General features: G+C 47.4%; 14 protein-coding genes. 4 read left to right on the top strand and 10 right to left on the bottom strand.

The window, feature by feature from the left end:
* Positions 1–188: 188 nt before the first annotated feature.
* The gene (aat, locus tag PJF56_RS02190; protein ID WP_283760999.1) at positions 189–821 is read left to right on the top strand and encodes a leucyl/phenylalanyl-tRNA--protein transferase; all 633 of its coding nucleotides are present in this window, start codon (positions 189–191) and stop codon (positions 819–821) included.
* Here the strand turns inward: aat and PJF56_RS02185 are convergent.
* The 5 genes from PJF56_RS02185 to hoxE all read right to left on the bottom strand — a co-directional run bounded on the left by PJF56_RS02185 (position 801) and on the right by hoxE (position 6264).
* The gene (locus tag PJF56_RS02185) at positions 801–1724 is read right to left on the bottom strand and encodes a histidine kinase dimerization/phospho-acceptor domain-containing protein (RefSeq protein WP_283760998.1); all 924 of its coding nucleotides are present in this window, start codon (positions 1722–1724) and stop codon (positions 801–803) included. The genes aat and PJF56_RS02185 overlap by 21 nt on opposite strands.
* Before the next feature lie 27 nt (positions 1725–1751).
* Complete coding sequence (locus PJF56_RS02180; protein ID WP_283760997.1) at positions 1752–2048, bottom strand: hypothetical protein; 297 nt, start codon at positions 2046–2048, stop codon at positions 1752–1754.
* Positions 2049–2139: 91 nt separating this feature from the next.
* On the bottom strand, positions 2140–3786 hold the full coding sequence (gene hcp / locus PJF56_RS02175) for a hydroxylamine reductase (protein WP_283760996.1): 1647 nt from the start codon (positions 3784–3786) through the stop codon (positions 2140–2142).
* 131 nt (positions 3787–3917) lie between these two features.
* Positions 3918–5531: a NuoF family protein gene (locus PJF56_RS02170; protein ID WP_283760995.1), complete on the bottom strand. Its 1614-nt coding sequence runs from the start codon at positions 5529–5531 to the stop codon at positions 3918–3920.
* Between the two features lie 208 nt (positions 5532–5739).
* Positions 5740–6264, bottom strand: coding sequence for a bidirectional hydrogenase complex protein HoxE (hoxE, locus tag PJF56_RS02165; protein WP_283760994.1), 525 nt, complete (start codon positions 6262–6264; stop codon positions 5740–5742).
* Positions 6265–6598: 334 nt separating this feature from the next.
* On the opposite strand from hoxE, the gene PJF56_RS02160 reads away from it, so the two are divergent.
* Together PJF56_RS02160 and PJF56_RS02155 are read left to right on the top strand one after the other, a co-directional pair.
* Positions 6599–8836, top strand: a complete 2238-nt coding sequence (locus PJF56_RS02160; protein WP_283760993.1) for a hybrid sensor histidine kinase/response regulator — start codon at positions 6599–6601, stop codon at positions 8834–8836.
* Positions 8837–8990: 154 nt separating this feature from the next.
* Positions 8991–10310: an adenylate/guanylate cyclase domain-containing protein gene (locus tag PJF56_RS02155; RefSeq protein ID WP_283760992.1), complete on the top strand. Its 1320-nt coding sequence runs from the start codon at positions 8991–8993 to the stop codon at positions 10308–10310.
* A 58-nt stretch (positions 10311–10368) separates the two neighbouring features.
* Here PJF56_RS02155 and PJF56_RS02150 read toward each other — a convergent pair whose 3' ends face one another.
* From PJF56_RS02150 to PJF56_RS02130, 5 genes are all read right to left on the bottom strand, one after another.
* A complete protein-coding gene (locus tag PJF56_RS02150) occupies positions 10369–10941 on the bottom strand; it encodes a Uma2 family endonuclease (protein WP_283760991.1) in 573 nt (190 codons plus the stop codon).
* A gap of 87 nt (positions 10942–11028) precedes the next feature.
* Positions 11029–12618, bottom strand: coding sequence for a glycoside hydrolase family 57 protein (locus tag PJF56_RS02145; protein ID WP_283760990.1), 1590 nt, complete (start codon positions 12616–12618; stop codon positions 11029–11031).
* 151 nt (positions 12619–12769) lie between these two features.
* A complete protein-coding gene (locus tag PJF56_RS02140) occupies positions 12770–14239 on the bottom strand; it encodes an LCP family protein (protein WP_283760989.1) in 1470 nt (489 codons plus the stop codon).
* A 147-nt stretch (positions 14240–14386) separates the two neighbouring features.
* Complete coding sequence (locus PJF56_RS02135) at positions 14387–14755, bottom strand: hypothetical protein (protein WP_283760988.1); 369 nt, start codon at positions 14753–14755, stop codon at positions 14387–14389.
* Positions 14727–14861 (bottom strand): hypothetical protein, encoded by a 135-nt coding sequence (locus PJF56_RS02130; RefSeq protein ID WP_283760987.1) that lies wholly within the window; start codon positions 14859–14861, stop codon positions 14727–14729. The genes PJF56_RS02135 and PJF56_RS02130 overlap by 29 nt, the downstream gene beginning before the upstream one ends.
* Before the next feature lie 27 nt (positions 14862–14888).
* Between PJF56_RS02130 and PJF56_RS02125 the strand changes: the two genes are divergently transcribed.
* Complete coding sequence (locus PJF56_RS02125) at positions 14889–16115, top strand: hypothetical protein (RefSeq protein WP_283760986.1); 1227 nt, start codon at positions 14889–14891, stop codon at positions 16113–16115.
* Positions 16116–16304 lie beyond the last annotated feature (189 nt).

The following is a 16304-nucleotide window of genomic DNA, read 5'->3' as shown; positions in this document are numbered from 1 at the left end:
AGAAGCTCAGAACTGGCGAGGCATTCCAAGGTAAGAACTTTAACGCTTGCCGATAACGTAGTGCGCGAAGCACTTAACCGGGTCAGCATACCTAAATTAATGAGGCAGTGAGCCGCCGTCTCTTTAGAGCGGGGTGCTGACAGCAGATCTGCTTTTGCCTTCAGATTGATGCATTATAATCGACTATTATGGATTATGATATCCCCTTAATCATTGACGGATATCGCCAAGGCCTGTTCTTGATGGCGGAGGATGAGGATGAAGAAGGTTCCTCGACTCTAGGCTGGTATTCGAGTAATGCTCGTACCCTAATCCCCCTCGACGATCGCTTTCGATATCCGAAATCCCTGCAACGAGTTCTGAATCAAAACCGCTTTTCCGTTGCCATTAACCGCGATTTTGAAGCCGTTGTAGAAGGGTGTGCCGATCGCCCCTCAACCTGGATTTCCCCAGAACTGAAAACCATTTATTACGCTCTCCACCGCGCTGGATGGGCCCATAGTTTTGAAACTTGGCAAGATGAGACTCTAGCCGGCGGCATTTTAGGCCTGGCTATTGGGGGAGCGTTTATTGGGGAATCCATGTTTTTTCGGATTCCCGATGGCTCTAAGGTGGCCATGGTTAAATTAGTGGAGTGGTTGCGCGATCGCCACTTTTTGCTTTTCGACGCGCAAATGATGAACCCCCATTTAGCCCGATTCGGCGCTTATATCATCAGTAATCAAGATTATCAAGCGTTACTCAAAGATGCGATACAACGGCCTTGCTTATTCTACCCTCGATCGCCAGATCCTCACCCCTCAACTGACGAGTTTTTCTAGGGTAGTACATTGGCCAATCAGCTTCAGGATTGCCTGGTCTTCAAACTGTTGAGCCAACTCTAGAATGCGATCGGCAAACCCAGAATAACCAGGATTTAAACATTTTAGCCGCAAACTTTCTTCCTCAATCACCTCAATATCGCCAATTTGAGCTGCATGATATAGGGTAATGAGTTCATGACTCGGAGGAATCTGGGAAGCATCCAGGAGATCGTCTGCTGAGATTTGAGATTCTAAGGTCTGCCCTTCCCGGAAATTATCCCTTTCCGTGGGATGAAGCATTCGATGCATACTTTGCAAAACCTGATGACTACAGGTTTCAATCATTCGTAAGTGAGAGTGTTGTTGTGGTGTTAGATCTGACTCACGATAGAGCATTTGGATATGACCTAAAATCCCATGCAAGGGCGTGCGAATCTCATGATTGAGGCGATCGATCCAGGTTAATTCTAGGGGTTCGTCATTCGCTATAACCGAAGGGGAATAACAGTTGTCTTCTTGGAGCTGAATGTCTTGGAATTGATCGGAAACTTGCAGATGAGTTTCTAGCCGCGATAATAATTCTTCGGCTTCAAAGGTGTAGAGTACATAATCGATTTGATAATCGTGATAAAAGGAATAACGATCCATTAAATCTTCTAGGGTGGTCATCGCCAGCATAGGGATAGATTCCTGGACGGCTTGACGACATAAGGATTCGATCCAAGCGAGATCGGCTGGATGCTCGCCCCGGCGATCGATCAAGATTAAATCAGGGGGATCTTTTAAGGTTTTAGTGGATCGTCCCTGTCTATAGGATACAGTTTGGACTGAGTAACCACTCTCTTGCAAAAGACCTAAGATGGTTTTTAAATCGCTTAAAATGTTGTAGACAACTAAAATGCTTGGTTCGGTAGTCAGCATGGTTTTAAACTCCTTTATTAACTGCGCTTATTTTTCGGACAAATCACTGGCCAAATGACTTTGAAGTTGATTGATGTCTTGGGTTAACTGCGAGAGTTGTTCCTGCCCTTGAATCACTAGAGTTTCTAGGGTAGTGACCCTTTGCTCTAGGGCTGCGTGCTGTTCGGGGGTGGGTTGATTGGAGGGCAGCGCCCCCTGTTCGACACAGCGAACCATAAAGCTGATAAACGCTTCTGTCGCTGTCGTTTTGCCACAAACGGCTTTGAAGTCTTTCCAGAGCTTTTCGTCGGTCTTAAAGGTGACTAACTTGCGTTTGGAAGTCATGGCACAGCATCTATACACCATCTATATGGTAGCATAGGTAATGGGTCATGGGTCATGGGTAATCTCCCCATCTCCCTATCCCCCCATCTCCCTATCTCCCAGTCAAACAAGCTGCCAGATCTTCATCTGGGGTAGAAATAGGTTGCAGGTTATAGGTATCCGCAAGCAACTTAAACACATTGGGAGTCAAGAACGCCGGTAGGGTGGGCCCCAGGCGGATATCTTTAATGCCCAAATAGAGTAAAGTCAGCAGAACGGCGATCGCCTTTTGCTCATACCAAGACAACACCATAGACAAGGGCAGTTGATTCACATCCATCTCAAACGCATTGGCTAACCCCAAGGCAATTTGAATGGCAGAATAGGCATCATTACATTGACCCACATCCAATAAGCGGGGGATATCCCCAATGGTTCCCAGTTGCTGGTCAAAGAAGCGGAATTTACCACAAGCCAGGGTCATCACCACACAATCTTGGGGTACTTTTTCCACAAATTCCGTATAGTAGTTGCGATCGGGTTTCGCCCCATCACAGCCGCCCACCAGGAAGAAATGGCGAATTTTGCCCTGTTTCACCGCATCAATAATCGTGTCACTCACACTTAATACGGCATTGCGAGCAAACCCCGTCATCACCTGGCGCGGTTCGGTTTCTTCCGTAAAGCCTTTCATGGTTTTGGCTCTAGAAATCACCAAACTATAGTCCACCGTGTCATCAATCGTTGGTAAATGGATAATGCCGGGAAAACCAACAGGGCCGACAGTATACAGATGCTCCTCATAGGTTTCATGGGGAGGCATCAGGCAGTTGGTGGTAATGACCACCGGGCCGGGGAATTTGGCAAAGTCGCGGGTCTGATTTTGCCAGGCTGTGCCATAGTGACCGTACAAATGGGGATAGCGTTCTTTGAGCTGGGGATAGCCATGGGCTGGGAGCAGCTCGCCATGGGTATAAACCGTAATGTCACTGTCTAAGGTTTGTTCCAGCAGGGCTGCCAGTTGCTTAATGTCATGACCCGAAACTAGGATCGCCTTACCCGGTTTGGGGTTGAGCGGAACGGTGGTGGGTACGGGATGACCATAGGTTTGGGTATGACCGGCATCTAAGCAGGCCATGGCTTTCAGGTTCATTTCTCCCACTTTTAGCGCTAAGGCTACCCACTCCTCTAAGCTCAAGTTATGGCGATCGATCGCATGTAAGGCTTCATGGCAGAACTGATAAACCTCTGGGTCTTCTTGACCGAGTTCATAGGCATGGAAGGCATAGGAAGCCATGCCTTTAGCTCCATAGAGTACCAGCAGTTTGAGGGCAAAGATATCGGGGTTGCCTTTGGCTGACTCTAGCAAGCGAGCCGTGAGATTTTCCCCTTGTTCGACTAAACTTCCGGTAAAGTCGGGTTGATATTGGGCAATTTCGGGCCATTCAACGGTCGTCACTTGGGCAATTTGAGTTTTGAGGTCTTCCCGTAGGGCGATCGCATGACGAATTAAATTGGCAAAATAGCGCTTGTCAAAGTTAACATTCGTCATGGTAGTAAACAGCGCTTCACAGGTAAAGCGATCGACTTCTAAGGTCGGTAATCCTAATTCTCCCGCTTTCAGAGCGACGGGAGCCAAGCTTCTCAGACAATACACCAAGAGATCTTGCACGCCATTGACGGCTGGACTTTTCCCACAAGCGCCCCATTGGTGACATCCTTGACCACTAGCGGTTTGTTCGCATTGTTCGCAAAACATAAATTAATTAATTTCACTCCTTTTGAGGCAACGTGGGGTAGGGGCGGGTTTCCACTTCGTGGACATGAATACCGAGATTTAGGTGGAAAGGCCATAGGGTTGGTAAACCCGCCCTTATTATGGATTGAGGGTTAAGCCTTGAGAGCCAAAAACTCCTCATACTCAGATTTGAAATAGCGCAGGGTACTCAACACCGGGTTGGGGGCACTCATGCCTAACCCGCATAAGCTGGTTACCCGCACCATCTGACACAGGTGTTCGAGTTTTTCCAGGTCTTCAGGTTTGGCTTTTCCTTTAATCACTTTGGTCAACAGTTCGTACATTTGCACAGTTCCGGTGCGGCAGGGAATGCATTTACCACAGGATTCTTCCTGACAAAATTCCATGTAGAACTGAGCCACTTGTACCATGTTAGTTGATTCATCCATGACCACCATTCCCCCTGACCCCATCATGGAGCCGAGTTTGGTCAGGGAGTCGTAATCTACAGGGGTATCCATATATTCGGCGGGAATGCAACCGCCAGAGGGGCCGCCGGTTTGTACGGCTTTGACTTTACCGCCATCGGGGACTCCGCCGCCCATGACTTCCACGATTTCCCGTAAGGTAATGCCCATGGGAACTTCAATTAAGCCGTTGTTGCACACTTTTCCGGTGAGGGAGAAGATTTTTGTGCCTTTGCTTTTTTCTGTGCCGATGCTGGCAAACCAGTCTGCACCGTTGCGGATAATGGGGGCGATGTTCCCTAGGGTTTCCACGTTGTTGATGAGGGTGGGTTTTTCCCAGAGTCCGGAAACGGCAGGATAGGGGGGACGGGGACGGGGTACACCCCGTCCACCGTCGATGGAGGCGATGAGGGCGGTTTCTTCGCCGCAGACGAAGGCTCCCGCGCCGACGCGAATATCAATGTTGAAGTCAATGGGCGATCCGAGGATGCTGGAGCCGAGGAAGCCTTGCCGTTTGGCTTGTTTGATGGCTTTTTCGAGGCGGCTGATGGCGAGGGGATATTCGGCGCGGACGTAGATGTAGCCTTGGTTTGCTCCGACGGCGTATCCGGCGATCGCCATTCCTTCTAAAATACGATGGGGGTCGCTCTCTAAAACTGAGCGATCCATAAATGCTCCTGGATCGCCTTCATCAGCGTTACAGATGACGTATTTTTGTCCGGGAGGCATTTTGGCCATGGTCGCCCATTTCAACCCCGTAGGATAACCTGCCCCCCCCCGTCCCCGGAGTCCCGCTTTGGTAATTTCTGCGATTACATCTTCTGGAGACATTTCATAGACGGCATGATACAGGGACTGATAGCCGCCCATAGCTAGGTAGTCACCAATTTTTTCGGGGTCGATTTTACCACTGTATTCCCGCACAATTTGGAATTGACGACTAAAGAACGGATGATTGGCATCACCTTGATTGGCCGTCACTTCTGCTCCCTTTAAGCCTTCAATAATGGAGTGGCTCTGCTCTGGAGTGACTTTTTCGTAGTACAGTCCATCCGCCGCTTCTGAGGATTCTGAATCGATCTGAACAATGGGCCCTTGACCGCAAAATCCCATGCAGCCAACCCCAACTACTTGCACCTCCTCTTGCAACCCTTGGTCTTTAACGGCTTGTTCCATGCCTTTTTTGACGGCTAAAGATTGGGCGGCTTGACATCCCGTTGAGGTACAGCAATGGACTCTGGTGGGTTTCTGGGCTTGTTTTTCTTGTGCGGCGAGTTCTTGTAGTTCGCTAAATTCCATAAATGTTCTCCGTAATTAGGTTTTGTGGGGGAGTGGGGGAATGGGGGAATGGGGAATGGGGGAATAGGCAAGAGGCAAAAGGCAAAAGGCAAAAGGCAATAGAGTATTTCTCCGCGTCCCCGCGTCCCCGCGTCCCCGCGTCCCCGCGTCCCCGCGTCCCCGTGTCCCCGTGTCCCCGTGTCTCCGTGTCCCCGTGTCTCCCTATCTCCTACTCTTGCCAGCCTTTGATCCGCTCAATCACGGATTCCGGGGTTTGTTGGGGGGCGACTTTGCCATCAAAAACTACAGCAGGGGCAATGCCACAAGCTCCGATACACCGGGCGGTAACGAGGGAAACTTGTCCGTCGGGAGTGGTTTCTCCAGAATGAACGCCGGTATGTTCTTCTAAGGCGGCTAAAACTTTGTCTCCTCCTTTGACGTAGCAGGCGGTTCCCATGCAAACGACGCAGGTATGAGCGCCAGAGGGTTTGAGGGAGAAGAGATGATAGAAGGTGGCGACTCCGTAGACTCGACTCAGGGGGAGTTTGAGGTTATGGGCGATGTATTCTAGGACTTCTTCTTCGAGATAACCAAAGGCTCCTTGGGCTTTGTGAAGGATTTCAATCAGGGCATCTTGGCGATATTGATTGCGCTTCATGGTCACATCTAGGGCTTTGAAGCGTTTGTCTTTGGCCGCAGGTTTGCCAGGGGCGTTTTTTTTGTCTGAGGTGGAAGGGGCGACGGAAGATTGCATAGTCTGTGTTGAATCTTGGGTGGTCTTATAGATTCTATTGAACCGCTTAATGAGATGAAAATCCCAAAATTTTATAAAGATTTTCAGTAAATTTTATCAGTCTTTTTTGACAAGCTTTTGGTTGTTTAATTGGGGATTGATGTTTTCTTAACTTTTTCGGGAATTCATATCAAAATTCACTAATTTTAGTTACTAATCTTATGGTTTTATGGATTTTTGTAAAGTATGGGCTGTGATCGAGATCGCGATCGCCACTGGATCTCCCTCACTCAAGAAAATATTAAGTTATGTAAAGATGGAAAGCATCAGTTGAGTACATTGGGAAGATACTGCCATGCTTGCATCCCCCAAATCCGTTGACCGAGAGCAAACCTCTATGGATCTAAAGCTTCTCCAGGAAGAACAAGAATTAATTTTGTCTCAGGTGGACAATGCGATCGCCCTATTCGACGCTTCCCACCATTTGGTCTTGTTTAACCATAAGCTGGCGGGGTTGTGGGAAGTTGACCTTCACTGTCTGCAAAAACAGCCCCATATTGAAACCGTGATTAGCTACCTCATCCAGCAAGGCTACTGGCATTTAGAACAATGTCAGGAACTCAAATCCAGAATTATGGGATCGGAAAACATGGATGTAGCTATTGAAGTAGAACAATCCAATGGTATTCACTTAGAAATCTCAACGACCGTCACCTCCAATCAAGGACGCTTACTGATTTTCCGCGATGTCACCCGCGATCGCCAAGCCCTCAAACATGCGGCTCTGATGCAATCAAGCTTAAATGAAGAGGTCAAGCGCCTACGGTTCCTGTTAGGTCTGAATGAACGGCTACAAACTTCAACGTCTCTGAAAGAAATTGGTAAATATGCCCTTAATTACCTGATAGACACCATGGACTCGGCTTTTGGGGATATCAAAGTGATTAGCGGTGAAGGAGAGGAACAACTGGCTGGCCCGCTCACCAATAATATTTCTGGTCAATTTATCGCCAGTTGTGGCGATCCCGTGGTGATGGAAATGGAATCTTTATTACAACAAGGGGTTCCCCAAGGTCAAGGACTGCTCTGGGAAGTCGTGCGTACCGGAGAACCTTTATTTATTGAAGACTACTGCAACCATCCCCAAGCCTTAGAAATTTTCCGCCATCCCAGCATTGGCCAAGTGGGGATTTTTCCCATTCCCACCTCTGATGGTCGGGTCATTGGGGTGTTAACCTTAGAATCAAAGAATTTGCACCAACTCCAAATTTCTCCCCAACAGGATATGCTCCAAGCGGCCTGTCGGACGTTGGGTGTGGCGATTGAGCGGGCTACAGCACAAGAAAAGCTGCATGAAATTAATCAGGATTTAGAACGAGCTTCGCAACTGAAATCGGAGTTTCTGGCTTCCATGTCCCATGAACTGCGAACGCCGCTCAATAGTATTTTGGGATTTTCAGATTTATTGCTGCGGCAGCGCTCTGGTAAACTGAATGAACGGCAACAAAATCATGTGAAGGCGATCGCCTCTAGCGGCAGACATTTACTCTCTCTGATCAATGAAATCCTAGATTTATCGAAAATAGAAGCCGGTAAAACGGAACTAGATCTACAAGTTCTGGGCATTCATGAGCTATGTACGGATTGCCTGAAGATGATCCAACCCCGTGCGGATAAAAAACGGCAACTTCTCTCCCTAGAACTGGATTATCGCTTAGATCGGGCCCTGCTGGATGAACGGCGTATCCGCCAAATTGTGGTCAACCTGCTCTCCAATGCGGTCAAGTTTACTCCAGAAGAAGGACGGATTAAACTCAAGGGTAGATTAGGCTATGGGCAAGAATTAGTCCGAGAACATCGCTGCGATCGCTCTCCCGTTAACCAGAGTACCCCCTATATTTGTCTAGAAGTGCAAGATACAGGCATTGGTATTCCTGAAGATCAACAACATTTACTCTTTCGTCCCTTTCAACAAATTGACTCGTCTTTAACCCGTCGTCATGAAGGAACCGGTTTGGGTCTTTCCCTCACTAAGCGACTAGCCGAACTCCATGGCGGAACCCTCTCCTTTGAGTCCCAAGAGGGAAAAGGCAGTATATTTCGAGTCTGGTTACCCCTGACCGGAATGAGTCGTTTATCTACCGAGGAACAGGAGATGGATGAAGGCGGGCCTCCCATTGGCGATCCTCCTAAAGCAGTGAATGGGAAGCGAGTCTTAGTTGTGGAAGACCAACCCTATAATCAAGCTTTGATTTCTGAGATCCTGGAGTTGGAAGGCTACAGCGTGGAATTGATCGCTGATGGTCAAATGATGGTGCATACCATTGAGTCTCCGTTGGTGAGACGGGAAAATTTACCGCAATTAATTTTGATGGATGTACAGTTGCCCGAAGTGGATGGTTTAGAGTTGGTTAGGCGCTTGAAAGCCCATGCCTTGTGGAAAGAGGTTCCGGTGATTGTTGTGACTGCAATGGCTATGGCTGGCGATCGCGAGCAGTGTCTGGAAGCGGGAGCAGATGGCTATTTGAGTAAGCCTCTGGAGTTTGAGGAGGTGATCGAAGCCATTCAACAGGTTCAGCATCAGGAGGGGTAGGCGATCGTTAATTGTTGATTGTAGAGAATAGATCGTTAATAATTAAGAGCAGGAAGGATTAGTTTTTTCTGTCGGAAGCTAATCCAACAGTTGGGGGCATCGCATTGAAATAGGCTGCAACACAATTTGGGTGAGGCCGGTTGGGAACTAACAGATGCAAAATCCTGTGGAACACATTTTGATCGTGGATGACGATCCGAGTAATATTTTTTTACTCGAAGAGTTACTCGATCTCGAAGGGTATCAACTTCAAGCCGCGAGTTCCGGCGAGCAGGCCTTGAGTTTAGCAGCTCAGATGCATCCTGATTTGATTCTCTTAGATATTATGATGCCAGGGATGGATGGCTATGAGGTCTGCCGTCGGTTGCGCGAAGATGAGGTTCTGCAAGGGGTTCCGATTATTTTTTTGACAGCCCTTGATGATGATGATTCTCGGCTCAAGGCGCTAGATTTGATGGGGGATGATTATATTACCAAGCCCATTGATACGGAGTTGTTGCTGACGAAGATATCGAGTATTTTGCGCTTGTCTCGCTTACGTCAGAACAAAGCAAGGCAGCAACTTGAAGAGCGCAGTCAAAAACAGTTATCAGCCGCTTGGACAATTAATGAGAATCTCTCGGAAAAGTTTCATTTATTTGTACCAGAACAATATTTGCGACGGATTGCGCCCCAAGGTTTAGACTCAATTCAATTGGGGAATGGGATAGAAGAAGAGCTAACAATTTTGTTTTGTGATATTCGCGATTTTACTGAGATTGCCGAAAACCAAGCGGCTCAAGAAACTTTTGCTTGGTTAAATGTTTTTTTTACCCAGATGAGTGAAGCCATTTCTAGTCATCATGGGTTTATTGATAAGTTTTTAGGGGATGCGATTATGGCGGTTTTCGATCGCCCCCACCATCATAGCGCTGATGCTCTGCAAGCCGCCGTGATCATGCGTCAACGACTCCAGGAGTTTAATCAAAATTGTCAGGCTTTGGGATTGCAAGAGCCGATTAAAATTGGTATTGGTTTGCACACTGGGGTAGGCATTCTCGGCACTCTGGGGGGCGATCGCCGTATGGATTCTACGGTGATTGGAGATGTGGTTAATACAGCCGCACGGATTGAGGGGTTAACGAAAGTCTATGGGTGTACGGCGATCGCCAGTAAAGCTGTGATTGATGCCATACAGCAACAGTATCCCGATCCCGATTATTTCCTCCTACGTTGCATCGACTTTGCCATTCCTCGCGGCAAACAAAAGGGAATTTACTTATATGAAATCTTGGGGACACAGGAACAAGTGTTAGATCCTGGAATTGTGCAAACCAAAGATATTTTTGAACAAGGGTTACAAGCTTTAAATCAACAACAATTTCAATCGGCGATCGACTATTTTCAGGAAGTTTTGCATCAAAACCCGACCGATTCCGTTTCTCCGATCCATCTGCAAGCCAGTCGTAAAAAACTCATATCCAGTTATTTCTAAATCCATTTGGCGATCGAAATTCAAAGCGCGGTAGAGTCTACGGCTCAAGCAACAGATGTTACCAAATTTTGCTTAATTGCAAAACAAATCCGGGTAAGATTTGTTCTCCTGACAATGTGGAAGGATGGTCTAATGGTTCTACATCGCGATCGGGTCTATAAATTTCTACTCGTTTCTTCTTTCGATCGATCAGCCAACCCAATTTTGCTCCATTGTCCAAATATTCCTGCATTTTTTCTTGGGTGGTTTTCAATGCATCGCTTGGGGACATTAACTCGACTACAAAATCAGGACAAATATTGCTAAATTTTTCTCGTTCTTCCGGAGGTATGTTTTCCCATTTTTCTAGAGGAATCCAAGAGGTATCGGGAGATCTTTTTGCCCCGTTAGGTAATGTAAAACCGGCTGAAGAGTCAAAGACTATGCCTAATTGTTGCTCTTCATTCCACAGCCAAACTTGGGCGGTTAGTCCAGCATTACGATTACTGGTTTCATCACCGGCGGGAGGCATAATAACTAAATCCCCATGAGCATTGCGTTCAAAGCGAAGATGCTTATTTCTGATGCACAACTGATAATATTGCTCATCAGTCAAATTGACGGTTTCTAGGTCGAGAGTCAAATGAGTCATCTTAACTCCTCAGATCAATTAAAAATTCTCGATCCCCCTAAATCTCCCTTAAAAAGGGGGACTTTTTTATCCTCCTCTCTCCAGACTCTAGCGCGGTCGATATACGCGATAGTCAATGTTGGGGAAAATATTGTCCATATGTTCGACTTTTTCTAACCAACCACTATCAACGGTTCCGGCTATTACATCGTCATAGAGTTTATTAAAGCGCATGAGATGGGATTTGGTGCGCCTATTGGCGTAGGGAACCATGGTTCCGCTCCGCATGATAAACGCCCAATCTGAAGATTGCGCTAATAGGAGTTCTCTGGCACATTGGTTAATGGCTTTTTCTTCCAGGCGATCGCCTGCTTCGCGTATGCTTAACTCTACCATGCGATCGGCAGCCTTATGCAAGTGGGGATAAATCCAGCTATTGGTTTCATTCAACCAATATTCATGAAAGCCCTTATACCCCCAACTCGATTGGGCTGGACGGCACACTTGCTGAGTCGGATAAGCATTTAAATAATCGGATAAATGGGTCATGGCATAGGTATTTTGATCGAACCAGGTTTTGCGATAGATATAATCTAAAAACCACGGCCCTTCATACCACCAATGACCAAATAATTCGGCATCATAGGGGGATAAAATAATGGGCGGTCGCTGCATAATCCGGTACAAATGTTGCACCTGATATTCCCGATTAAACATGAAGTTTCCTGCATGTTCGGCGGTTTTTTCCCTGGCCCAATAGGGATCGTAGAGTTCTTTTTCCGATAATCCTAAGCTTCGGCCGGTAATTCTATGATATTTAATACCAATATTTTTCCGTTGTCCATTGGGCAAAATATAGGGTTTAATATATTCATATTCGGCTTCCCAACCCAAATCTTTATAAAACTCTCGATATTCTGGCGCTCCAGGATAACCGACTTGAGATGACCAAACTTGCTGGGAGGATTCATGATCTCGACCAAATGCGGCGACTCCGGTTTCGGTAAAAATGGGGGCATAGGTTCCGAACCGGGGACGGGGACGAGCGTACATAATCCCATGGCCATCAATGAGAAAATAGCGCAATCCGGCATCGGCGAGGAGTTTTTCTACCCCTTCATAATAGGCACATTCGGGTAACCAAATTCCCCTAGGCAGTTGGCCAAAAACATCTTGATAATGATCGCAGGCGACTTTAATTTGGGCCCAAACGGTTTCCGGTCGCATCCTCATTAAGGGGAAGTAACCATGGGTCGCGCCGCAGGTGATAATATCGAGATTGTTACTGTCTTGAAATTGCTTAAAGGCAGCAATTAAGTTGCCTTGATATCTTTCCCAAGTCGAGCGCGTATTGGCAAATTCTTTAGCATAAAATTCCGCTAAATATTTTAAGTGTCCGTGAAATTTATACCGATCGATTTCTTTTTCAATTAATTCTTGCAGGGTGGCTAAATGATGATCGTAGCGTTCTTGTAAAAGGGGGTCCATGAGCATCGAAACAAGAGGGGGGGTTAAGCTCATGGTTAATTTGAAGTCTACCCCATCCCGTTTGAGTCCTTCAAAAACATGAATTAAGGGAATATAGGTTTCTGTAATTGCTTCGTAGAGCCATTCTTCTTCGAGTACATAGTTACTTTCTGGATGACGCACAAAAGGGAGATGGGCATGAAGAACAAAGGCAAGATATCCAATAGCCATAGAGAGTTCCGTAGGAGTTTGATTAGTTGGGCAGTCGTTTTTCACCTCTTTATTACAATACAGCAGTAGTGGGTAATGGGTAATAGGTCATGGGTAATTGGTAATGGGTAATCGCTACGTCCGGAATGTTTCCCTATCCCCCTATCTCCCATTACCAAGTTGAATAGGGTTCGGATTCAGGATAGCTCTCATAGGAGGAGGAGTCGATAATCGGTTCGGTAACCATTTGGGTTAACCAGTCTTGGCCGAGTTGAATGGTGACATCGGATTGTAAGTTGCCGGTGCTTTCGACTCGCACTTCTCCGAATCCGAGAACGTTGCGAATGGCTCTGGCGTTTTCGATGTTGCCGTCTTGGGCAATGATGCGGGTGGTGTTGAGGGGGTCGCTCCAGGAGTCGGTGGCGTAGAGGTTATAGTAGCCTTGGGTTTCTAGCCAAGTGTAGAGTTGATCGACGGATTCGAGTTGGCCGGTGGTGTCTTGAATGGCGATCGCCAAGTGGGTGGGATCGATCTCATAATCGCTATAGTCCTCATAGCCGTCATAGCCAAAATCAAAATGCTCGGCCATGAGTGCGTCAATACTACTGTAGTAGGGAACCCAGTAACTGGCATCAAATTCTTCCGGTTCGCTAAAGCGTCCGGGTAAGAGTAACATCTGCATTTTAGAGCGATCGGTCTGACCGGCAAAGTTGGCCAGGGCGAGTAACTCTTCTACGCTTAAGTTGGTGTCAATATGGGAGCGAACAATGGAGAGGATTTTGGGCAATCTCCCTAGGGTGGCTGGACTGAGGGTTTGCTCAATCATGGCTCGCACAAACATCTGTTGCCGTTGAATGCGCCCAATATCGCCTAGGTTGTCGTAACGGTAGCGCAGAAATTGTAGGGCTTGGGAACCGTTTAGGTGTTGGGTTCCGGCTTTGAGATTGATGTAGAGATGTTGGCTATCATCTTGGTATTTCATGTCCTTGGGAACATGGACGGTGACTCCTCCCAAGGCATCGATCAGTTTTTCAATTCCTTGGACGTTGATACGAACATAGCGATCGATACCGACTCCTCCGAGTAGTTCGCTGATGGAACTGGCGCTTAAGGCTGGGCCACCATGGTAGTTAGCGGCGTTGATTTTGACGAGGCCGTGGCCTTCGACCCAGGTGCGAGTGTCACGGGGAATGGAGAGGAGAGTGACTTTATGGGTGCTGGGTTCAAACCGCAGCATGAGCATGGTGTCGCTGAGGCCGTCAAAGGAGTTGACGAGGGCATGATATCCGAGATCGGTGATTTCTTCGGGGGGGGTGTCTAGGTCGGAGGTGAGGACTTTGACCCCTAGGATCATGATGTTGACGGGGCGGGTGAGTTCGGGCAGTTGTAGGTTGTTACCCGATGAGATTTTTTCCCCTTGGCCAAATACGGCAGCTTCTTCTGGGGTGAGCTTGCTTTGCATTAAGGGGGTGCTAATTAAAGAAACGGCTAACAGGGCCCCGGCAGTCGCCGATAAGAGGGCAATCCCCGTTAGTCCTAGTCCAATGGAGAGCCATCGCAAACCACTTCCAACGGGTCTGGGGACGGGTTGGGGGTAGGATTTGACGGGTATCTTGCGATTGGAGCGTTGATGGATGGACACGGATTTCCTCACACTTTAATTAGAACTTTTAAGTTAGAAGCGCTTGAAAGTCTTCTGGTTTGGGATTCAGCCGCAATTGTTACATATTATTGCGTTTCTCACCACTGGTTGATACCTCCTGATGGTTGGGGTGGGGTTTTGTTCCGGTTAGGGCAGGCGATCGCCCAATTGAGAAACCCCTGGAATGTGGATGTTTTGGTGTCGCCATAGGCGAATCATTAACCAAACATTAAGGAAGAAGTAGCCGGAGGTGATGGTGCTGCTAGTGATGAGCAAGGGGAGATGCAGGCTTTCGGAGGCGTTGGCGGTGGTGTTGAGGAAGCTGATGGCGATCGCCCAACTGAGGGCAAGTACGACGGCTAACCGACAGGTAACTTGGGTTTGGCGATCGCCTTTTTTCCGATAAAGCGTCCATAGGGCGGGGAAAAATCCGACGACAGGGGTGAGATACAGATAGAGCTGTAGGCGCTTGAAATAGGGATTTTCCTTACTTGAGGGCGATCGGCGATCGGTCATAATCGAGTTCCATCAGCACGTCCTTTCCTATGCTACAGGCTTTGGCTCCTTCCTTCCTAAGATTGGGCTTCCCCCTCCGGACAATTTTGGGCACAATGGGAATCATGACATCATTTGCTCAGAGTTTCCGGTTATGTTTTGGTCTTATCTATTGTCTGCTACCCTGACTCCTTTATCTGCCCTAGCCCTTGGTTCTCCCCCTGGTGTCCCCATTCCCACTCCATCAACCTCTTGCCAAGCTCTGAGTCAACCCCCCAACTTTCTCGTCATTGCTGGCGGGGCCAATCCTGCCACCAATGAAATTGCCTTAGAAAAAAATGTCCTTTACTTTCAACGGGTGATGCAACATTTAGGCTACAACCCAGAACAGGATGCTTCTTTTTTCTTCGCCAATGGCAATGATGGCCAGCCCACTGTGCGTTATTTAGATGAAAACGATGAAGAACAATTCAAAGTACCCAAAATCCCCTTCTTAAACGGCTCTTCAACCTTAAACAACTTGGTGGATTGGTTTAATTCTCCCCTCGCCCAATCCATCGATCGCAGTTTATTTCTTTATTTTACCGGCCATGGCTTACAAAATCAAGACAACACTGAAAACAACACCTTTTTATTATGGAATAGACAACAAGTCAGTGTCCAAGAATTCACCCAACTGTTAGACCTCATACCTGCCAAAAAGCCCGTCGTCACCATGATGGCTCAGTGCTATTCTGGCTCCTTTGCCAATATGATTTATGAAGGCGGCAATTCCCAAAATCCAGTCGCCCTGCAAACTCGATGCGGTTTTTTCGCCACCGTAGAAACCCTACCCTCTGTCGGTTGCACTCCAGAAGTCAATGAAGCAGACTACAAAGACTATAGCTCTAGTTTTTTCGCGGGCTTAAGTGGTCAGAAGCGCACCGGAGAAACAGCCCCTTCCGCCGATTATAATCAAGATGGTCGCATCTCCTACAGGGAAGCCCATGCCTTTGCTAAAGTCGATAATGAATCGATTGATTTACCCCTCTCGACTTCAGAAAATTGGCTCCGTCAAAAAGCATCGCAAGAAGAGATTCAAGACATCTTGAAACAACCCATCGCTACCGTCATGAAAACGGCTCGTCCTGAGCAAATTTTTGTCATTAATCAACTCATGGAACGGTTTGAAGGAAATCATCTCAAGTCCTATCTAGAAAACTTAGAAGATTTAGATCCAGAAACCCTAGAAGATGAGGTTGAAGAAGCCTTTGCCGTACGCTTAATGCTAGAGTTGGTGAATGTGGGCATGGAAGAGAAAGTGCGTCAGAGTAATCAAGAAGAGGATGTAGGGATTTTAAATCGGTTGTTAGAGTGCGAGCAAGGATCTTGGAAAACCTGAGAGTTTCGGAAACACCCTAATTAAGGAGTGCGGGCATCTTGCCCGCTTGTTACAGCGCTTCGCGCGGTAATGGGTAATGGGTAATTGGTAATGGGAAAACCATTTTTCACGCTATAATCCCCATTTTTCAGGCTTTTCATGGGACAACACTCTCAAGGAACATTTCGATTACTGTACCTCATAACATCG

Source organism: Roseofilum halophilum BLCC-M91 (genome assembly GCF_030068445.1).
Taxonomy (GTDB): Bacteria; Cyanobacteriota; Cyanobacteriia; order Cyanobacteriales; family Desertifilaceae; genus Roseofilum; species Roseofilum halophilum.
This window is presented reverse-complemented; position numbering and strand designations above follow the sequence as displayed.